This window comes from Micromonospora sp. WMMD1102 (assembly GCF_029626265.1).
Classification (GTDB): Bacteria; Actinomycetota; Actinomycetes; order Mycobacteriales; family Micromonosporaceae; genus Plantactinospora.
In genome coordinates, this window is the sequence record NZ_JARUBN010000001.1 from 780,059 (window position 1) to 795,056 (window position 14,998).

Here is a 14,998-nt window from a genome sequence, read left to right on the forward strand (position 1 = left end):
CACACCCCTGGAAGAGCCGCCCATGCCGTCCCTCACCCGCCGATGGTCCCGCCTCTGGGCCGCCGTCACCGCACTGCTCACCCTCGGCGTGACCGGGGTGGCGGTGGCGACCGTGGCCGCCGCCGATCCGATCGAGGCGTGCACGCCGACCAGCGGCGCGGTCGTCGCCGTCGACTTCCGTCCGTGGGACGGTCAGGTGCTGCGGGGCTGCGACGCGACCCCGACGACCGGCTTCGACCTGTTGCACGAGGCCGGGTTCACCACGGCAGGCACGGCACACGACGGGCCGGGCTTCATCTGCCGGATCGGTAACGCGGCTTTCGACGGCGGCACCCAGTACCCGACGCCGGAGCGGGAGGCGTGCCAGCTCACCCCGCCCGCGACCGCGTACTGGTCGTACTGGTACGCCCCGCCGGGGCAGGACGGGTGGACGTACAGTCCGCTCGGTGCGATGGCGAAGGTGCCGGGGCCGGGGGAGGTGCAGGCGTGGGTCTACGGCGGCACCGACATCGGTGGTACGACAGGGAGGCCGACGTTCACCCCGGACGAGGTCCGAGCCGCCGGCCCCACGCCGTCTCCCACCGTCTCCCCGACTGCCGGTCCCGGCGGGCCGGGCGCCCCGCCGACCGAGGCGCAGATCGCCGCCGCCTCGTCCTACCTGGTGGGGAAGCTGACCGACGGTGACCATGTCTACAACCCGGATGGGCAGTTCGTCGACCACACCCGCAGCATCGTGGTCGCGACGGCGCTCGCCGCCTCGGGCGGGCAGGACCCGACCCTGACGAAGATGCGCGACTACCTTGCCGCGCATGTGGAGGCGGCGGTCCTCCCCGACGGTGCCGACGGGCTGCCCAACCAGTTCAACGCGGCCAACCTCGCGCTCCTGGTCACCATCACCGGCGGCGACCCGCATGACGTCGGCGGTCGAGACCTGTTGGCGGTGCTCACCGATCGGGTGTGTACGGCGGCCGACGCGGGCGCGGGCTGCACCGCGGCCGGGGACTTCGCCGGCTCGTACGCCCCGGTGACGCACGCGTTCGCGCTGCTCGCCCTGCGCCGCGCCGGGGTGACTCCACCGGCGGCCGCCTTCGAGCGGCTGTTGCAGTGGCAGTGCGCCGGGGGTGGGTTCGCCGACTCGCTGATCGCGCCCGGTGACCCGTGCACACCGGATCCGGCGAACACCGGTGCGGCACTGCTTGCCCTGTCCGTACTCGGCGGGCACGATAGCGAGGTCACGGCCGCGAAGGCGTACCTGACGGGGGCGCAGCAGGCCGACGGCGGCTACCTGCCCTATGCCGGTGCCGGGGCGTCGGACAGCTACACCACCGCGATGGCGGCGCAGGGGCTACTCGCGGTCGGGGCGGCGGAGCCGGTCGCCGCGGCGCGCGGTTTCCTCGCCGCCCGGACGGCCGCCGACGGCGGCCTGAGCCCGGATGCGACGGTGACCGAGTCGGACCTGGTCGCGACCTCGGGCGCGCTGCCGACCCTGGCCGGGCAGAATCTCGCCACGCTGACGCATCCGCCGGGTGGGGAGCCGCCGCAGGGTCCGACACCGGATCTGGCCAAGGGTGTGGCGTGGCTCGTCGCCCCGACGCAGCTCGTCGACGGCCGCTACTACGAATCGTTCCCCGGCTTCCCCGAGTTCGGGCTGACGATCGACGGCGCGTTCGCGCTGGCCGCCGCCGGTCTCGACGACGCCAAGCTGCGGGCGATCACCGATTTCATCCGCAGCGGCGGCAAGGTCGGCGACAGTGAGTTCACCGTCGACAGTTGGCTGGGGATCGGCACCGAGTTTCCGTCCGGCGGCGCGATCGGCAAGGTCGCGCTCCTCGCCCAGGTCACCGGCTACGACCCGGGCACCTTCGGCGGCCACGACCTGATCACCGCCCTGCACGACATCACCTGCACCACGGCCGACCCGGCGACCGGCTGCGCCGCCGCCGGGAACTACCGCAACGCGCCGTCGGTGTTCGCGCAGGTCCTGGGCATCATCGCGCAACTGCGGGCCGGGCGGACGCAGGACGCCGCCGCCCCGATCGAGTTCCTCAAGAGTCTCCAGCGGGCAAACGGCGCGTTCCCGAGCCTGATCCCGGCCGAGGGCAGCGGTGACGAGGTCGACAGTACGGCGATGGCCGCGATGGCCCTGGCGATGCTCCCCGACGACCCGGATGCCGTTACCGCCGTCGACAGGGCCCTCGGCTGGATCGCCAGCCAGCAACAGGCCGACGGCGGGTTCCCGGGCGCGGCCGGCATCTCCACCAACTCCACCGCGTTGGCGGTCCAGGGGATGACGCTGCGGCGCGGGACCTACAGCAACCAGATCGGTAAGGCGCTGGCGTTCCTGGCCGGGCAGCAGAACCTTGACGGCGGGTTCAATGTCGCCGCCGACGGGCAGGCAGGCTCCGACGTACGCGCCTCGACCCAGGTCGTCGGCGGCGCGACCGGGATCTCGTTCGGCACGCTGCTACGGGACGTACACGACCTCGACCCTTCCCCGACGCCGTCCCCGTCGCACACCCCGTCCCCGTCGACCTCACCAACCCCGTCACCGTCGGTATCCAGCGAATCGAGCGCGACGCCGCCGCCGGACGCGATGCCGGTGACGGGCGCTTCGATCGTCTCGCTGACCCTCGGCGCGCTCTTCCTGATCATCGCCGGTGTGGTCCTGCTCGTCCTCGCCCGCCGCCGCCGGACCACCATCGACACGGCAGGCCGGTCATGATCCGCCGTATCGGCGTCGCCGTCGCCGCGTTGGCCGTGGTGCAGGCGGCGGCGGTCATCGCCCCGGCGTCCGCGTACGCGGCGCCGATGCCGTTGGGCCAGTGCACCACCCGCTCCGGGGTGATCCTCGCCGTCGACTTCAGCCGGTGGGGCGGTCCGCTGCTGCGCTCCTGCGGCACCACCCCGACGACCGGCTACCAGCTGCTCAACCAGGGTGGTTGGAAGACCGCCGGCACCGGACACGACGGGCCGGCGTTCATCTGCCGGATCGGGTACTCCGGCTTCCGCAACGGCACCCAGTACCCGCCGCCGAGCGAGGAGCGGTGTGTGCTGACTCCGCCGGCGTCGGCGTACTGGTCGTACTGGCATGCCGACCCTGGCACGAACACGTGGGAGTACAGCCAGCTCGGGGCGATGAGCTACAAACCGAAGCCGGGCAGTGTCGATCTGTGGATCTTCGGGGGAACCGACATCGGCGGTACGAAGGGCCGGCCGACGTTCAGCCCGGACAGCGTCCGGGCCCACAACACCGCCCCGGTCCCGAATCCACCGCCGGCCCCGGCTCCGACCACCAACCGGCCCGCCCCCGGCGGCAACCCACCTCCGGCGCAGGCGCCCGCACCACCCGCGACAGCCGACGACGCCACCACGGTGCCGGTGCCGACCGGTCCGACCGGCACCCTCGGCGGGACCCCGCCCGCCACGGTGTGGCCGTCCGGCGCACCGAGCCCGACGGCCTCGAACAGCGGCGCCGGGCCGACCGACACCGAGGGCAGCGGCGGCCCGACGGTGGTCGACGCCGTCCCCACCCGGGCCGCACCCGCCGACCGTGGCTCGGCCGGCCCGCTGCTGATCACCCTCGGCGTACTCGCGCTGCTCGGGAGCGGCGGCGCGGTACTCGGCTGGCGTCGCCGCCGTACCGGCTCGGACGCCGCGCCACCGGTGGAACCGGCACCGTGACCCGCGCTCGGTTCAGCACGCGGCCGCGCGTGGCGCCCGATCCGGCGTGAACACGGCGAGTCTTCGCGCCGCGCGGCTGCCCCGAGGGCTGCATCCGGTCGCCTGGTGGCTGTGGGCACTCGCCCTGGCCACGGCGGCCAGCCGCACCAGCAACCCGCTGCTGCTGGCCCTCATTTTCGCCGTACTCGGCTTCGTCGTCACCGTCCGCCGCACCGACGCGCCCTGGGCCAGGGCGTTCCACTACTACCTGATCCTCGCGCTGTCGGTCATCGTCATCCGGGTCGCGTTCCGGATCGTCTTCGCCACCGGCATCTCCCCCGAGGACCACATCCTGTTCCGGCTGCCGCATGTGCCGACCCCCGACTGGTATGCCGGAATCCAGATCGGCGGCCCGGTGTCGCTGGAGGCGACGCTGTCTGCCGCGCTGGACGGGCTCCGGTTGGCCTGCCTGCTGTGCTGCATCGGCGCGGCGAACAGCCTCGCCAACCCGAAACGGGCGCTGAAGGTGCTGCCCGGCGCTCTCTACGAACTCGGCGTGGCCGTCACCGTCGCACTCAGCGTCGCACCGCAATTGGTGGAGAGCGTGCAGCGGGTCGCCCGGGCCCGCCGGCTGCGCGCCGGCCGCTCGCGGGGGCTGCGGGCGGTACGCGCGATCGCGCTGCCGGTGCTGCACGACGCGCTGGACCGGTCCCTGCGGCTGGCCGCCGCGATGGACTCCCGAGGCTACGGCCGGACCGGCACCGCCACCCGCACCTCCCGGCGCCTCACCGGCGCCCTGATGCTCACCGGCATGGCCGGCCTCTGCGTCGGCGTCTACGGCCTGCTCGATCCGAGCGTGCCCCGGCCCGTCAGCCTCGGCGCCCTGGCCACCGGCATCGTTCTGAGCGTCATCGGCCTGGCCGTCGGTGGGCGGCGGGTCTCCCGCAGCCGCTACCGTCCCGACCCGTGGCAGTGGCCGGAATGGGTCGTCGCTGGCTGCGGCATTGTCACCGCCGTCGTCCTCACCGCCGGGACCGGTTACGACCCCGCCGAGCTGAACCCCGGCCTGTACCCGCTGACGTGGCCGACCCTGCCCCTGCTACCCACCGCCGCGATCCTCCTCGCGGCGCTCGCCGCGTTCGCCGCACCCCCACCACCACGGCCCAGACCGATCGCCGTTCCCGCCGCCGGAGCCCACCCGTGATCCGCTTCGACCACGTCAGCATCACCTACGCCGACAGCCCCCGACCGGCGCTGCGCGACGTCACCCTCATGATCGACGAGGGCGAACTGTGCCTGGTCGTCGGGCACACCGGCTCCGGCAAGTCGACCCTCCTCGGCGCGATCAACGGCCTCGTCCCGCACTTCACCGGCGGCACCCTCACCGGCCGGGTCACCGTCGCCGACCGGTCGACCGCCGAGCACCCGCCGCGCGAGTTCGCCGAACTCGTCGGCGTCGTCGGACAGGATCCGGTCGCCGGGTTCGTCACCGACACCGTCGAGGAGGAACTCGCCTACGGCATGGAACAACTCGCCCTCACCCCGACGGTGATGCGGACCCGGGTCGAGGAGACCCTCGACCTGCTCGGCCTCGCCGACCTGCGCCACCGGGGCCTGCACGAACTCTCCGGCGGCCAGCAGCAGCGGGTGGCGATCGGCGCCGCCCTCACCGCCCACCCCCGGGTACTCGTCCTCGACGAACCCACCTCCGCCCTGGATCCGACCAGCGCCGAGGACGTCCTCGCCACCATCACCCGCCTCGTGCACGACCTCGGCATCACCGTCGTCCTCGCCGAACACCGCCTCGAACGCGTCATCCCGTACGCCGACCGCCTCATCCGCCTCGACGGCGACGGCACCGCCCGTTACGGCGACCCGGCCACCCTCCTTGCTGAAAGCACCGTCGCCCCACCGATCGTGCACCTCGGCCGCCTCGCCGGGTGGGCACCGCCACCGCTGTCCGTCCGCGACGCCCGCCGACACACTCCCACCCTGCGGCAGCGGCTACCCGCCACACCACCGGTCCCACACCGTCCCGCATGCGCCGACGGCGAGGTGACGCTGACCGCCAGGGGAGTGGTGGTCCGGCACGGCCCGGTCGTCGCCGTTCGCGGCGCCACCCTCGATCTGCACGCCGGCGAGGTGGTGGCGTTGATGGGCCGTAACGGATCGGGCAAGTCGTCCCTGCTGTGGGCGTTGCAGGGCGCCGGCCGCCGCGCCGGCGGCACCGTCCGCACCGGCGGCAGCGACCCGGCCAAGCTGTCGCCCGTCGAAGCGCGACGCCTGGTCGGGCTGGTGCCACAGACCGCCACCGACCTGCTCTACCTCGACACCGTCGGCGCCGAACTCGACCAGGCCGACCGCGACGGCGCCACCCCCGGAACCGCCCGGCGGCTACTCGACGACCTCGCTCCCGGCATCGCCGACACCGCACACCCGCGCGACCTCTCCGCCGGACAGCAGTTGGCGTTGGTCCTGGCCATCCAACTGGCCGTCACACCCCGGGTGGTGCTGCTCGACGAACCGACCCGAGGACTCGACTACACCGCGAAAGCCGCCCTGGTCCGCACCCTGAACCAACTCGCTGGGCAACGACACGCCATCGTCGTGGCCACCCACGACGTCGAGTTCGCCACCGCCGCCGCCGACCGGGTCGTGGTGATGGCTGACGGCGACGTCGTCACCGACGGCCCCGCCCCGACGGTCCTGACCGCGTCACCGACCTTCGCCCCACAGATCGCGAAGATCCTCGCCCCGCTGCCGTACCTCACCGTCGGCCAGGTCGCCGCCGCCCTCGACACACCCCAGGCACAGCCGTGACCGCCGTACAGGTCCCGGCCCGGGCGACCGCCACGATCGTGATGGCGTCGTTCGTCGGCCTCGTCGCCTTCCTCTGGCCGTTCGTCGTCGCCCCCGGCACGTTCGGCGCCGCCGAAACCCCACCACTGATGTTCGGCGCCCTCCTCGTCCTCGTCCTCGCCGTCGTCTTCGCCGAGATCGCCGACCGACGCATCGACGCCAAAGCCCTCGCCATGCTCGGCGTCCTCTCCGCCATCAACGCCGCCCTACGGCCCCTCGGCGCCGGCACCGCCGGAATCGAAACAGTGTTCTTCATCCTCGTCCTCGCCGGACGGGTCTTCGGCCCCGGATTCGGGTTCGCACTCGGCTGCACCTCCCTGTTCGCCTCCGCCCTCCTCACCGGCGGCGTCGGACCGTGGATGCCATACCAGATGTTCGGCTGCGCCTGGGTCGGCATGCTCGCCGGCCTACTACCCAAAGCAAGCGGCAAGGCGGAGATCGCGCTGCTGGCCGGCTACTCGGCGGTCAGCGGCTACCTGTTCGGGTTCATGCTCAACCTGTCCTTCTGGCCGTTCTCCCTCGACCCCGACAGCTCCATCGCCTACCAACCCGGCCTGCCCCTGCTCGAACAGTTCCAGCGATACTTCGCCTTCTTCACCGTCACCTCACTCGGCTGGGACACCGGCCGCGCCGTCACCACCGCGATCCTCGTCACCCTCACCGGCCCAGCGGTCCTCGGTGCCTTCCGCCGCGCCGCACGGCGGGCGAACTTCCACACCACACCGACCTTCGAACACACCCGGCAGGGCGCCGACCGGTGAGCGCAGTGACTGTCTCGCCCGAGCCGCCGGTCAGGCGGCCCGGCCGTTGCGACCCGCAGGGGATGACGGCGTACTCGCAGCTGTCGGCGCCGCGTCGGTGAGACGATCCGCACACTCCGGGCTGGAGGCCCCTTGCGAAGTCCACAACGTGGGACGGCGGCGGCTATCATCGGCGTCAGCGCTGGTTCGCCCCGCCCGTGCAGGCGGGGCGTCGTAAGAGGGAACCCGGTGTGAATCCGGGACTGCCCCGCAGCGGTGAGCAGGAACGACCGCCGTCAACGGCACTGGGCGCACCCGCGCCTGGGAAGCGACGGCCAGTAGGAGACCGGACCCTGGTCCGGACGTGCCCGCGAGTCCGAAGACCTGCCCGCGCCGCACACACCGACCGGGTGTGTGCTGCCGCCGGCCTCGCGGGTGGGCCGGGCGGACCGCGTACCCGTCCGGTACCGCCTACCACGGCGCCCGACGGTCGGTGTGGTTTGTCCTTCCTGCCGCAGGTCACGACCACCTTCGGGGGACAACCCGTGCGCGACACGATTCTGCCCAGCCGCCCACCGTCCGCATCGCAGCTGACCCTGTCGCAGATCATGGACCAGCACCACACCAACCTGATGGGCACCGTGCACGGCGGCCGGATCCTGAACCTGATCGACGCCGTCGCCGGCGTGGTCGCCGCCCGCCACTCCGAAGGCCCGGCCGTCACCGCCGCCATCGACGAAACCGCCTTCCTTCAGGCGGTACGCGTCGGCGACGTCGTCCACGTCGAGGCCCGGATCACCTGGGCCGGCCGGTCGTCGATGGAGATCGCCGTCACCGTCACCGCCGACCGGTGGGACCGCGCCGTTCCACCCACCCTCGTCGCCACCGCCCACCTGGTGATGGTCGCCGTCGACGACAACGGACAACCCCGACCGGTCCCCGCACTACTGCCGGAAACTGACGACGACCGCCGCCGCTACCAGGAGGCGCAGATCCGCCGCGAGCACCGCCTGACGCTGCGCCGCGCCCTCGCCAGCCAGGCCGGCCTGGCGTGAGCGAGTTCGGGTACGTGCCGGCCGGAACCCTCGTCGGCTACCTGGCCATGATCACCTTGACGACACGAGCCGGGATGGGCACACTGACTGCAACATCATGATACCTGTGCGTTGATGGGGGAAGTCCGGTACAAGCCGGCGCTGGCCCGCAACGGTAGGCGGCGAACATACGCCGCGAGCCCGAGTACCCATCGACGTACCGCAAGGTTCCCCCACCCGTCGTGGCCCACGGGTCGGAGCCGCCCGGGAGCGGTCCCGGGTCGCGTCGACCGTCGGGCCGGAAAGGCACCGATTGATGGCCGCCCTCCTCCGGCACCGCACCCGCACTCTCCTCACCGGCGTACTCGCCACTCTCACCCTGTGCATAGCTGTCGCCCCACCGGCCGCCGCGCAATCCACCCTCAACCGTGTCGACGCCGCCGCCGGATGGCTCGCCCGCCAGATGGTCGACGGCGAACGGTTCGAGGTCGTCTTCGACGGCGTCGCCTACCCCGATCAGGGACTCACCCTCGACGCGATCTTCGCCTTCGCCGCCGCGAAGGTCGCCGACACGAACGCCGCCAGCGCCACCGCCTGGTTGGCGCAACCGGCGGTCACCACCGGCTACATCGGCGACGGCACCGAGGCGTACGCCGGAGCGACCGCCAAACTCGCCCTCGGCGTACAGGTCCGCGGCCTGAATCCGGCAGCGTTCGGCGGTGTCGACCTGATCGCCCGCCTCCACACCCTGATGGCACCAACCGGTAGGTTCACCGACCGGTCCGCCTTCGGCGACTTCAGCAACATGTTCAGCCAGTCCTTCGCGGTGCTGGCATTCGACCGGGCGGGCGAAGCACCCCCGGCGGCGGTGGCCTTCCTGGCCGGCGCCCGCTGCCCCGACGGCGGCTTCCCCCTGCTATTCGCCCAGGCCACCTGCGTCAGCGACGTGGACGCCACCGCACTGGCGATCCAGGCACTCCTCGCCGCCGACCGTCCCCTCGTCGCCCAGGCGGCGGCTCGATGGCTGGTCTCCGTACAGGCCGACGACGGGTCGTTCACCGCGAACGGGGTGGCCAACGCCAACAGCACCGGACTGGCCGCGCAGGCGCTCGCCGCTGCCGGTCGGGCCGTGCCGTGGCTGCACGCCCGTCAGTACCTGACCAGCCTCCAACAGACCTGCACCGCACCCGCCGTGGACCGGGGCGCGATCGCCTACACCGACGGCGGGTACGACCCCAGCACCGCGACCCGCGCCACCGCCCAAGCCGTCTCCGGACTGGCGGGGGTGGGCTTCGCCACCCTGTCCGCCGCCGGCTCCCGTCCGGCCGCCCCGACCCTGGCGTGTCCGCACCGATGACCACCACGGGAGGTTCACCAATGCCCATCCGGATCCGCCGCCACCTCGCCGCGCTGATCGCCATCATCGTCGTCGCGGCCGGGCTGGTCGCCGCCGACCCGACGCCCCGCCCGGCGCACGCCGCTGCGTGCAGCCCCGGCACCGGGGTCACCGTCGTCGTCGACTTCACCGCCTTCGGCCTCGGCGTGCAGACCGCGTGCTACCTCGGCGACCCGCCCACCGGCCTGGCTGCCCTGCAAGGCGCCGGCTACACCGTCACCGGCACCCAACGCTGGGGTCTCGCGTTCGTCTGCCGCATCGACGGACGACCGCTACCGGCGGCCGAACCGTGCGTCAACACGCCCCCGGCCAGCGCCTACTGGTCCTACTGGCACGCCCCGCCCGGCGGCACCTGGTCCTACAGCACCCTCGGCGCCACCAGCTACAACCCCGCCCAGGGCACCGTCGAAGGCTGGCGATTCGGGTCCGGCCAGGCACCCTCGATTTCCCCGCCGTGACCCGGCTCGCCTGGCCGACCGCCGTACCGGTGGCCGGCCAGGCATGTCACCACCATCCGATGCCTCGGACCAGGACGGGGTGGGAATCCGGCACGACGCTCGGTCGGCGGACGGTCATCGTCGAGGGGTTCCTGCCACTACGGCGGGTCAAGGGCCAGGGGACGACCGGGCCACGTCGGGTTCCGCTTCTGACCGGTCACCGGCCCGCCGCCGACCCGTCCGCGTCGCCGATGGCGCGCGCCCGACTCCCACCGCGCTGGGGAAGTCGGGCGCAAATCCTGCACCGTGACACGCCCGACACAGCATCTGGTGTTTCCTCCTTTCGTCGTGCCCATATATGGTGTTGTCCGTAGCTGGTTCGACCGTCAATCCATGGTGGTCGAGGCAAGAGGGAACCCGGTGGGAATCCGGGACTGCCCCGCAGCGGTGAGTGGGAACGACCGCCGTCAACGAAGCACTGGACCCTCGGGTCTGGGAAGCGACGGCCAGTAGGGATGAGTGCGACGCCCGCGAGTCCGAAGACCTGCCAGCGCGCCGCACGCGTCGCGTGCGGCGGTCGAAGGCCGCGCGGGACGGCCGACGCCATCAGCCGGACCGTCGGCAGGTATGCCGATGCCCGGTGGCGTCCCTCCGCGCGTCCGTCGACCTTCCGGACAGGTGTGAGGAGGGGGACATGGCCGCGACGCAGGAGCAGGTTGTGCCGGATCAGGCGGTGCCGGAGCAGCGCCGGCACGTGATGCGGGTCCGCAAGCGTAACGGCGACACCGAGCCGGTGGACGTCAACAAGATCGTCAGGGCGGTGGAACGCTGGGTCGCCGACCTGGACGAGGTGGATCCGCTGCGGGTGGCGACCAAGACGATCAGCGGGTTGTACGACGGGGCGACCACGGCCGAGTTGGACAAGTTGTCGATCCAGACGGCGGCCGAGCTGATCGGCGAGGAGCCCCAGTACTCGAAGCTGGCCGCGCGGCTGCTGGCCGCGTACGTGGACAAGGAGGTTCGCGGTCAGGGGGTGGCCAGCTTCAGCCAGTCCATCCGGTACGCGCACGGTCTGGGGTTGATCGGGGACGAGACGGCCGCGTTCGTGGCCCGCAACGCCCGCAAGCTCGACGACGCCGTCGACCCGGACGGCGATCGGCGGTTCGAGTACTTCGGGCTGCGTACGGTCGCGGACAGGTATCTGCTGCGGCATCCGGATACGCGGCTGGTGGTGGAGACGCCGCAGTACTGGCTGCTGCGGGTCGCCTGTGGACTGTCACAGACACCCGGTGAGGCGATCGGCTTCTATCGACTGATGTCGTCGCTGGCGTACCTGCCGAGTTCGCCGACGCTGTTCAACTCGGGCACCCGGCACACCCAGATGTCGTCGTGTTTCCTGGTCGACTCGCCGCGCGACGAGCTCGACTCGATCTACGAGCGGTACCACCAGGTGGCGAAGCTGTCGAAGTTCTCCGGCGGGATCGGCATCTCCTGGTCCCGGGTCCGTGGTCGCGGCGCGTTGATCCGGGGCACCAACGGGCGGTCGAACGGCATCGTCCCGTTCCTCAAGACGCTCGACGCCGGGGTGGCCGCGGTCAACCAGGGTGGCCGGCGCAAGGGCGCGGCCTGCGTCTACCTGGAGCCGTGGCACCCGGACATCGAGGAGTTCCTGGAACTGCGGGACAACACCGGCGAGGACGCCCGGCGCACCCACAACCTGAACCTGGCGAACTGGATCCCGGACGAGTTCATGCGCCGAGTGGAGGCGGACGGCGACTGGTCGTTGATCGACCCGTCCGACGCGCCCGAGTTGCCCGACCTGTTCGGGGAGGCGTTCGACGAGGCGTACCGGGCGGCGGAGAAGAAGGCCGTCCGGACGGTGAAGGCCCGGGACCTGTACGGGCGGATGATGCGCACCCTGGCCCAGACCGGCAACGGGTGGATGACGTTCAAGGACGCCTCGAACCGGCTCTCCAACCAGACCGGCTCCCCAGGCAACACGATCCACCTGTCCAACCTGTGCACGGAGATCCTGGAGGTGAACAGCGACGCCGAGACCGCCGTGTGCAACCTGGGATCGATCAACCTGGGCGCGCACGTCACCGCAGACGGCGTGGACTGGGAGAGGCTGCGGGCGACGGTCCGCACGGCGGTGGTGTTCCTCGACCGGGTGATCGACATCAACTACTACCCGGCGGAGCAGGCGGCGGCGTCGAACCCCCGGTGGCGGCCGGTCGGGCTCGGGCTGATGGGGTTGCAGGACGCGTTCTTCACGCTGCGTCTGCCGTTCGACTCACCGCAGGCGCGAGAGCTGTCGACCCGGGTACAGGAAGAGATCTTCCTGACCGCGCTGGAGACCTCGGCCCAGCTGGCCGAGCGGTTCGGCCCGCATCCGGCGTACGCCGAGACCCGCGCGGCGCGGGGCGAGTTGCACCCGGACCTGTGGGGTGCCGAACCCACCCAGGTGGAGCGGTGGGCCGCGCTGCGGTCCGCGATCGCCGCGCACGGCCTGCGCAACTCGCTGTTGGTGGCGATCGCGCCGACGGCGACGATCGCGTCGATCGCCGGCTGCTACGAGTGCATCGAGCCGCAGGTCTCCAACCTGTTCAAGCGCGAGACGATGTCCGGGGAGTTCCTCCAGATCAACACCTACCTCGTGCGGGAGCTGAAGTCACGAGGGCTGTGGACCGCCGCGATCCGCGAGCAGATCAAGCGCGCGGAGGGCTCCGTACAGGGCATCGCCGACCTTCCCGGCGACGTACGGGAGCTGTTCCGCACGGCGTGGGAGCTGCCGCAGCGGGCCCTGGTCGACCTGGCCGCCGCCCGTGCCCCGTACATCGACCAGTCGCAGTCGCTGAACCTGTTCATGAGCGCGCCGACCATCGGCAAGCTCTCCTCGATGTACCTGTACGCCTGGAAGTCCGGGCTGAAGACCACCTACTACCTGCGGTCGCGTCCCGCGACCCGGATCCAGCAGGCCACCGTCGCCGTCGCCCCGGTGGTCAAGCCGATCGTCGCAATGAGCGACGACGAGGCGTTGGCCTGTTCCCTGGAAAACCCCGAGAGCTGCGAGGCCTGCCAGTGACCACCACGTCCGAAACCCGCACCACCGCCAGCACCGGCACCAGCTCTGGTGAGCGGCACCTGCTGCTCGACCCGGGCATGGACCTGACCCTCCGCCCGATGCGCTATCCGCAGTTCTTCGACCGGTTCAAGGACGCGATCAAGAACACCTGGACCGTGGAGGAGGTCGACCTGCACTCCGACCTCGCCGACCTGGCCAGACTCTCCCCGGCGGAGCAGCACCTGGTCTCCCGGCTGGTTGCGTTCTTCGCCACCGGCGACACCATCGTCGCCAACAATCTCGTGCTCAACCTCTACCAGCACGTCAACTCCCCGGAAGGCCGCCTCTATCTCTCCCGGCAACTGTTCGAGGAGGCGGTGCACGTTCAGTTCTACCTGAACCTGCTCGACACCTACGTCCCGGACGAGAAGGAACGGTTCGAGGCGTTCGCGGCGGTGGAGAACATCCCCTCGATCGCCCGCAAGGCCGAATTCTGCTTCAAGTGGATCGACTCGATCTTCGAACTGCGGGAGCTGAAGACCCGCGACGACCGGCGGGCGTTCCTGCTCAACCTGATCTGCTTCGCCGCCTGCATCGAGGGACTCTTCTTCTACGGCGCGTTCGCGTACGTCTACTTCCTGCGCTCCCGGGGAGTGCTGCACGGGCTCGCCTCCGGCACCAACTGGGTGTTCCGCGACGAGTCCATGCACATGGCCTTCGCCTTCGACGTCGTCGACACCGTACGCGCGGAAGAGCCGGACCTGTTCGACGCCGACATGGAACAGCAGGTCAAGGACATGCTGGCCGAGGCCGTGGAATGCGAGGTCCAGTTCGCCGCCGACCTGCTCGAACAGGGCGTCTCCGGTATGTCGCTGGCCGACATGCGCGAATACCTCCAGCACGTCGCCGACCGGCGCCTGGCCATGCTCGGCATCGAACCGATGTACGGCAGCCGCAATCCGTTCGCTTTCATGGAGTTGCAGGACGTGCAGGAGCTGTCGAACTTCTTCGAGCGGCGGGTGTCGGCCTACCAGGTCGGGGTGACCGGCTCGGTCAGCTTCGACGACGACTTCTGAGCCGGCGACGAATTTCGGCCGGCTGAGCCGGGTCGCTGCCCTGGGCGGTGCTGTCGCCGCCCAGGACAGCGGCGACCCGGTCACAGACACAGTCCGCGGGCCGGGTTGCGGTGACGATGGCGCGGATATGCGCGAGACGGTCCTCGGCGTCCCGCAACTGCTGGTGCAGCCGCATGGCCCGGGCGGCCCGGGCACCCACCTGTCGGCGGGACGCGTCGAGGCGTTCGAAGTCCGCGGGCGAGACTGCGATCATCTCCCGGCCATCGACAATCACGGCGCGCTTGTCGATCTTTCGGCCCATGCGGCACCTTCCCGTGCGGACGAATATCGGACGACAAGTCAACCACGCAACGCCCGGACACCGGTCCCGTACGTCGGACAGCCTGGCGCCGATTCGACCATCAGGCCCGTACGATGGCGGGCGGTGCTGGTTCGTCCCACCCCGCCAGGATGGGACGTCGCAAGAGGGAACCCGGTGGAAGACCGGGACTGCCCCGCAGCGGTGAGTGGGAACGACCGCCGTCAACGAAGCACTGGACCGGAAGGTCTGGGAAGCGACGGCCAGTAGGCGACCTTGTGTCATGCCCACGAGTCCGAAGACCTGCCAGCGCTGCGCACACCGCCCGGTGTGCGCCGCCGGCGGCCTCTCGGGAGGGCCAGGGCGGAAGCCGGTACCTCACGCGTACCCTCCCTTCCCCCTCCCGTGTCCGTCGGGCACTTCGAGGGAAGGAC

11 protein-coding genes and 4 riboswitches are annotated in these 14,998 nt (G+C 71.3%); of the genes, 10 read left to right on the forward strand and 1 reads right to left on the reverse strand.

Annotation, left to right across the window (positions count from 1 at the left end):
* Positions 1–22 precede the first annotated feature (22 nt).
* From O7626_RS03710 to O7626_RS03755, 10 genes are all read left to right on the forward strand, one after another.
* Positions 23–2,722: a prenyltransferase/squalene oxidase repeat-containing protein gene (locus O7626_RS03710; protein ID WP_278059258.1), complete on the forward strand. Its 2,700-nt coding sequence runs from the start codon at positions 23–25 to the stop codon at positions 2,720–2,722.
* Complete coding sequence (locus tag O7626_RS03715) at positions 2,719–3,681, forward strand: hypothetical protein (RefSeq protein ID WP_278059259.1); 963 nt, start codon at positions 2,719–2,721, stop codon at positions 3,679–3,681. The genes O7626_RS03710 and O7626_RS03715 overlap by 4 nt, the downstream gene beginning before the upstream one ends.
* Before the next feature lie 46 nt (positions 3,682–3,727).
* The gene (locus O7626_RS03720) at positions 3,728–4,864 is read left to right on the forward strand and encodes a CbiQ family ECF transporter T component (protein WP_278059261.1); all 1,137 of its coding nucleotides are present in this window, start codon (positions 3,728–3,730) and stop codon (positions 4,862–4,864) included.
* Complete coding sequence (locus O7626_RS03725; RefSeq protein ID WP_278059263.1) at positions 4,861–6,480, forward strand: ABC transporter ATP-binding protein; 1,620 nt, start codon at positions 4,861–4,863, stop codon at positions 6,478–6,480. The genes O7626_RS03720 and O7626_RS03725 overlap by 4 nt, the downstream gene beginning before the upstream one ends.
* Positions 6,477–7,280 carry an ECF transporter S component gene (locus tag O7626_RS03730; RefSeq protein WP_278059265.1) on the forward strand — a complete coding sequence of 268 codons (804 nt, stop codon included), beginning with the start codon at positions 6,477–6,479 and terminating at the stop codon, positions 7,278–7,280. Before O7626_RS03725 ends, O7626_RS03730 begins: the two co-directional genes overlap by 4 nt.
* Before the next feature lie 165 nt (positions 7,281–7,445).
* A riboswitch (cobalamin riboswitch) is annotated at positions 7,446–7,666 on the forward strand.
* A 201-nt stretch (positions 7,667–7,867) separates the two neighbouring features.
* A complete protein-coding gene (locus O7626_RS03735; RefSeq protein ID WP_278066048.1) occupies positions 7,868–8,314 on the forward strand; it encodes an acyl-CoA thioesterase in 447 nt (148 codons plus the stop codon).
* A gap of 81 nt (positions 8,315–8,395) precedes the next feature.
* Positions 8,396–8,525, forward strand: a riboswitch (cobalamin riboswitch).
* Between the two features lie 84 nt (positions 8,526–8,609).
* Positions 8,610–9,650 (forward strand): peptidase, encoded by a 1,041-nt coding sequence (locus O7626_RS03740; protein ID WP_278059267.1) that lies wholly within the window; start codon positions 8,610–8,612, stop codon positions 9,648–9,650.
* Between the two features lie 20 nt (positions 9,651–9,670).
* A complete protein-coding gene (locus tag O7626_RS03745; protein WP_278059269.1) occupies positions 9,671–10,147 on the forward strand; it encodes a hypothetical protein in 477 nt (158 codons plus the stop codon).
* A gap of 337 nt (positions 10,148–10,484) precedes the next feature.
* Positions 10,485–10,693, forward strand: a riboswitch (cobalamin riboswitch).
* Between the two features lie 127 nt (positions 10,694–10,820).
* Entirely contained in the window at positions 10,821–13,211 is a 2,391-nt protein-coding gene (locus tag O7626_RS03750) for a ribonucleoside-diphosphate reductase subunit alpha (RefSeq protein ID WP_278059271.1), read from the forward strand.
* Between the two features lie 77 nt (positions 13,212–13,288).
* The gene (locus O7626_RS03755) at positions 13,289–14,266 is read left to right on the forward strand and encodes a ribonucleotide-diphosphate reductase subunit beta (RefSeq protein WP_278066049.1); all 978 of its coding nucleotides are present in this window, start codon (positions 13,289–13,291) and stop codon (positions 14,264–14,266) included.
* Here the strand turns inward: O7626_RS03755 and O7626_RS03760 are convergent.
* On the reverse strand, positions 14,244–14,567 hold the full coding sequence (locus O7626_RS03760) for a hypothetical protein (RefSeq protein ID WP_278059273.1): 324 nt from the start codon (positions 14,565–14,567) through the stop codon (positions 14,244–14,246). The two genes, O7626_RS03755 and O7626_RS03760, sit on opposite strands and share 23 nt — an antisense overlap.
* 110 nt (positions 14,568–14,677) lie before the next feature.
* Positions 14,678–14,890, forward strand: a riboswitch (cobalamin riboswitch).
* Positions 14,891–14,998 lie beyond the last annotated feature (108 nt).

Excerpts from the sequence above, each read along its gene's own strand:
- O7626_RS03710 (WP_278059258.1), top strand. The coding sequence starts at position 23 with ATGCCGTCCCTCACCCGCCGATGGTCCCGCCTCTGGGCCGCCGTCACC.
- O7626_RS03735 (WP_278066048.1), top strand. The coding sequence starts at position 7,868 with ATGGACCAGCACCACACCAACCTGATGGGCACCGTGCACGGCGGCCGG.
- O7626_RS03715 (WP_278059259.1), top strand. The coding sequence starts at position 2,719 with ATGATCCGCCGTATCGGCGTCGCCGTCGCCGCGTTGGCCGTGGTGCAG.
- O7626_RS03760 (WP_278059273.1), bottom strand. The coding sequence starts at position 14,567 with ATGGGCCGAAAGATCGACAAGCGCGCCGTGATTGTCGATGGCCGGGAG.
- O7626_RS03740 (WP_278059267.1), top strand. The coding sequence starts at position 8,610 with ATGGCCGCCCTCCTCCGGCACCGCACCCGCACTCTCCTCACCGGCGTA.
- O7626_RS03755 (WP_278066049.1), top strand. The coding sequence starts at position 13,289 with ATGGACCTGACCCTCCGCCCGATGCGCTATCCGCAGTTCTTCGACCGG.
- O7626_RS03750 (WP_278059271.1), top strand. The coding sequence starts at position 10,821 with ATGGCCGCGACGCAGGAGCAGGTTGTGCCGGATCAGGCGGTGCCGGAG.
- O7626_RS03745 (WP_278059269.1), top strand. The coding sequence starts at position 9,671 with ATGCCCATCCGGATCCGCCGCCACCTCGCCGCGCTGATCGCCATCATC.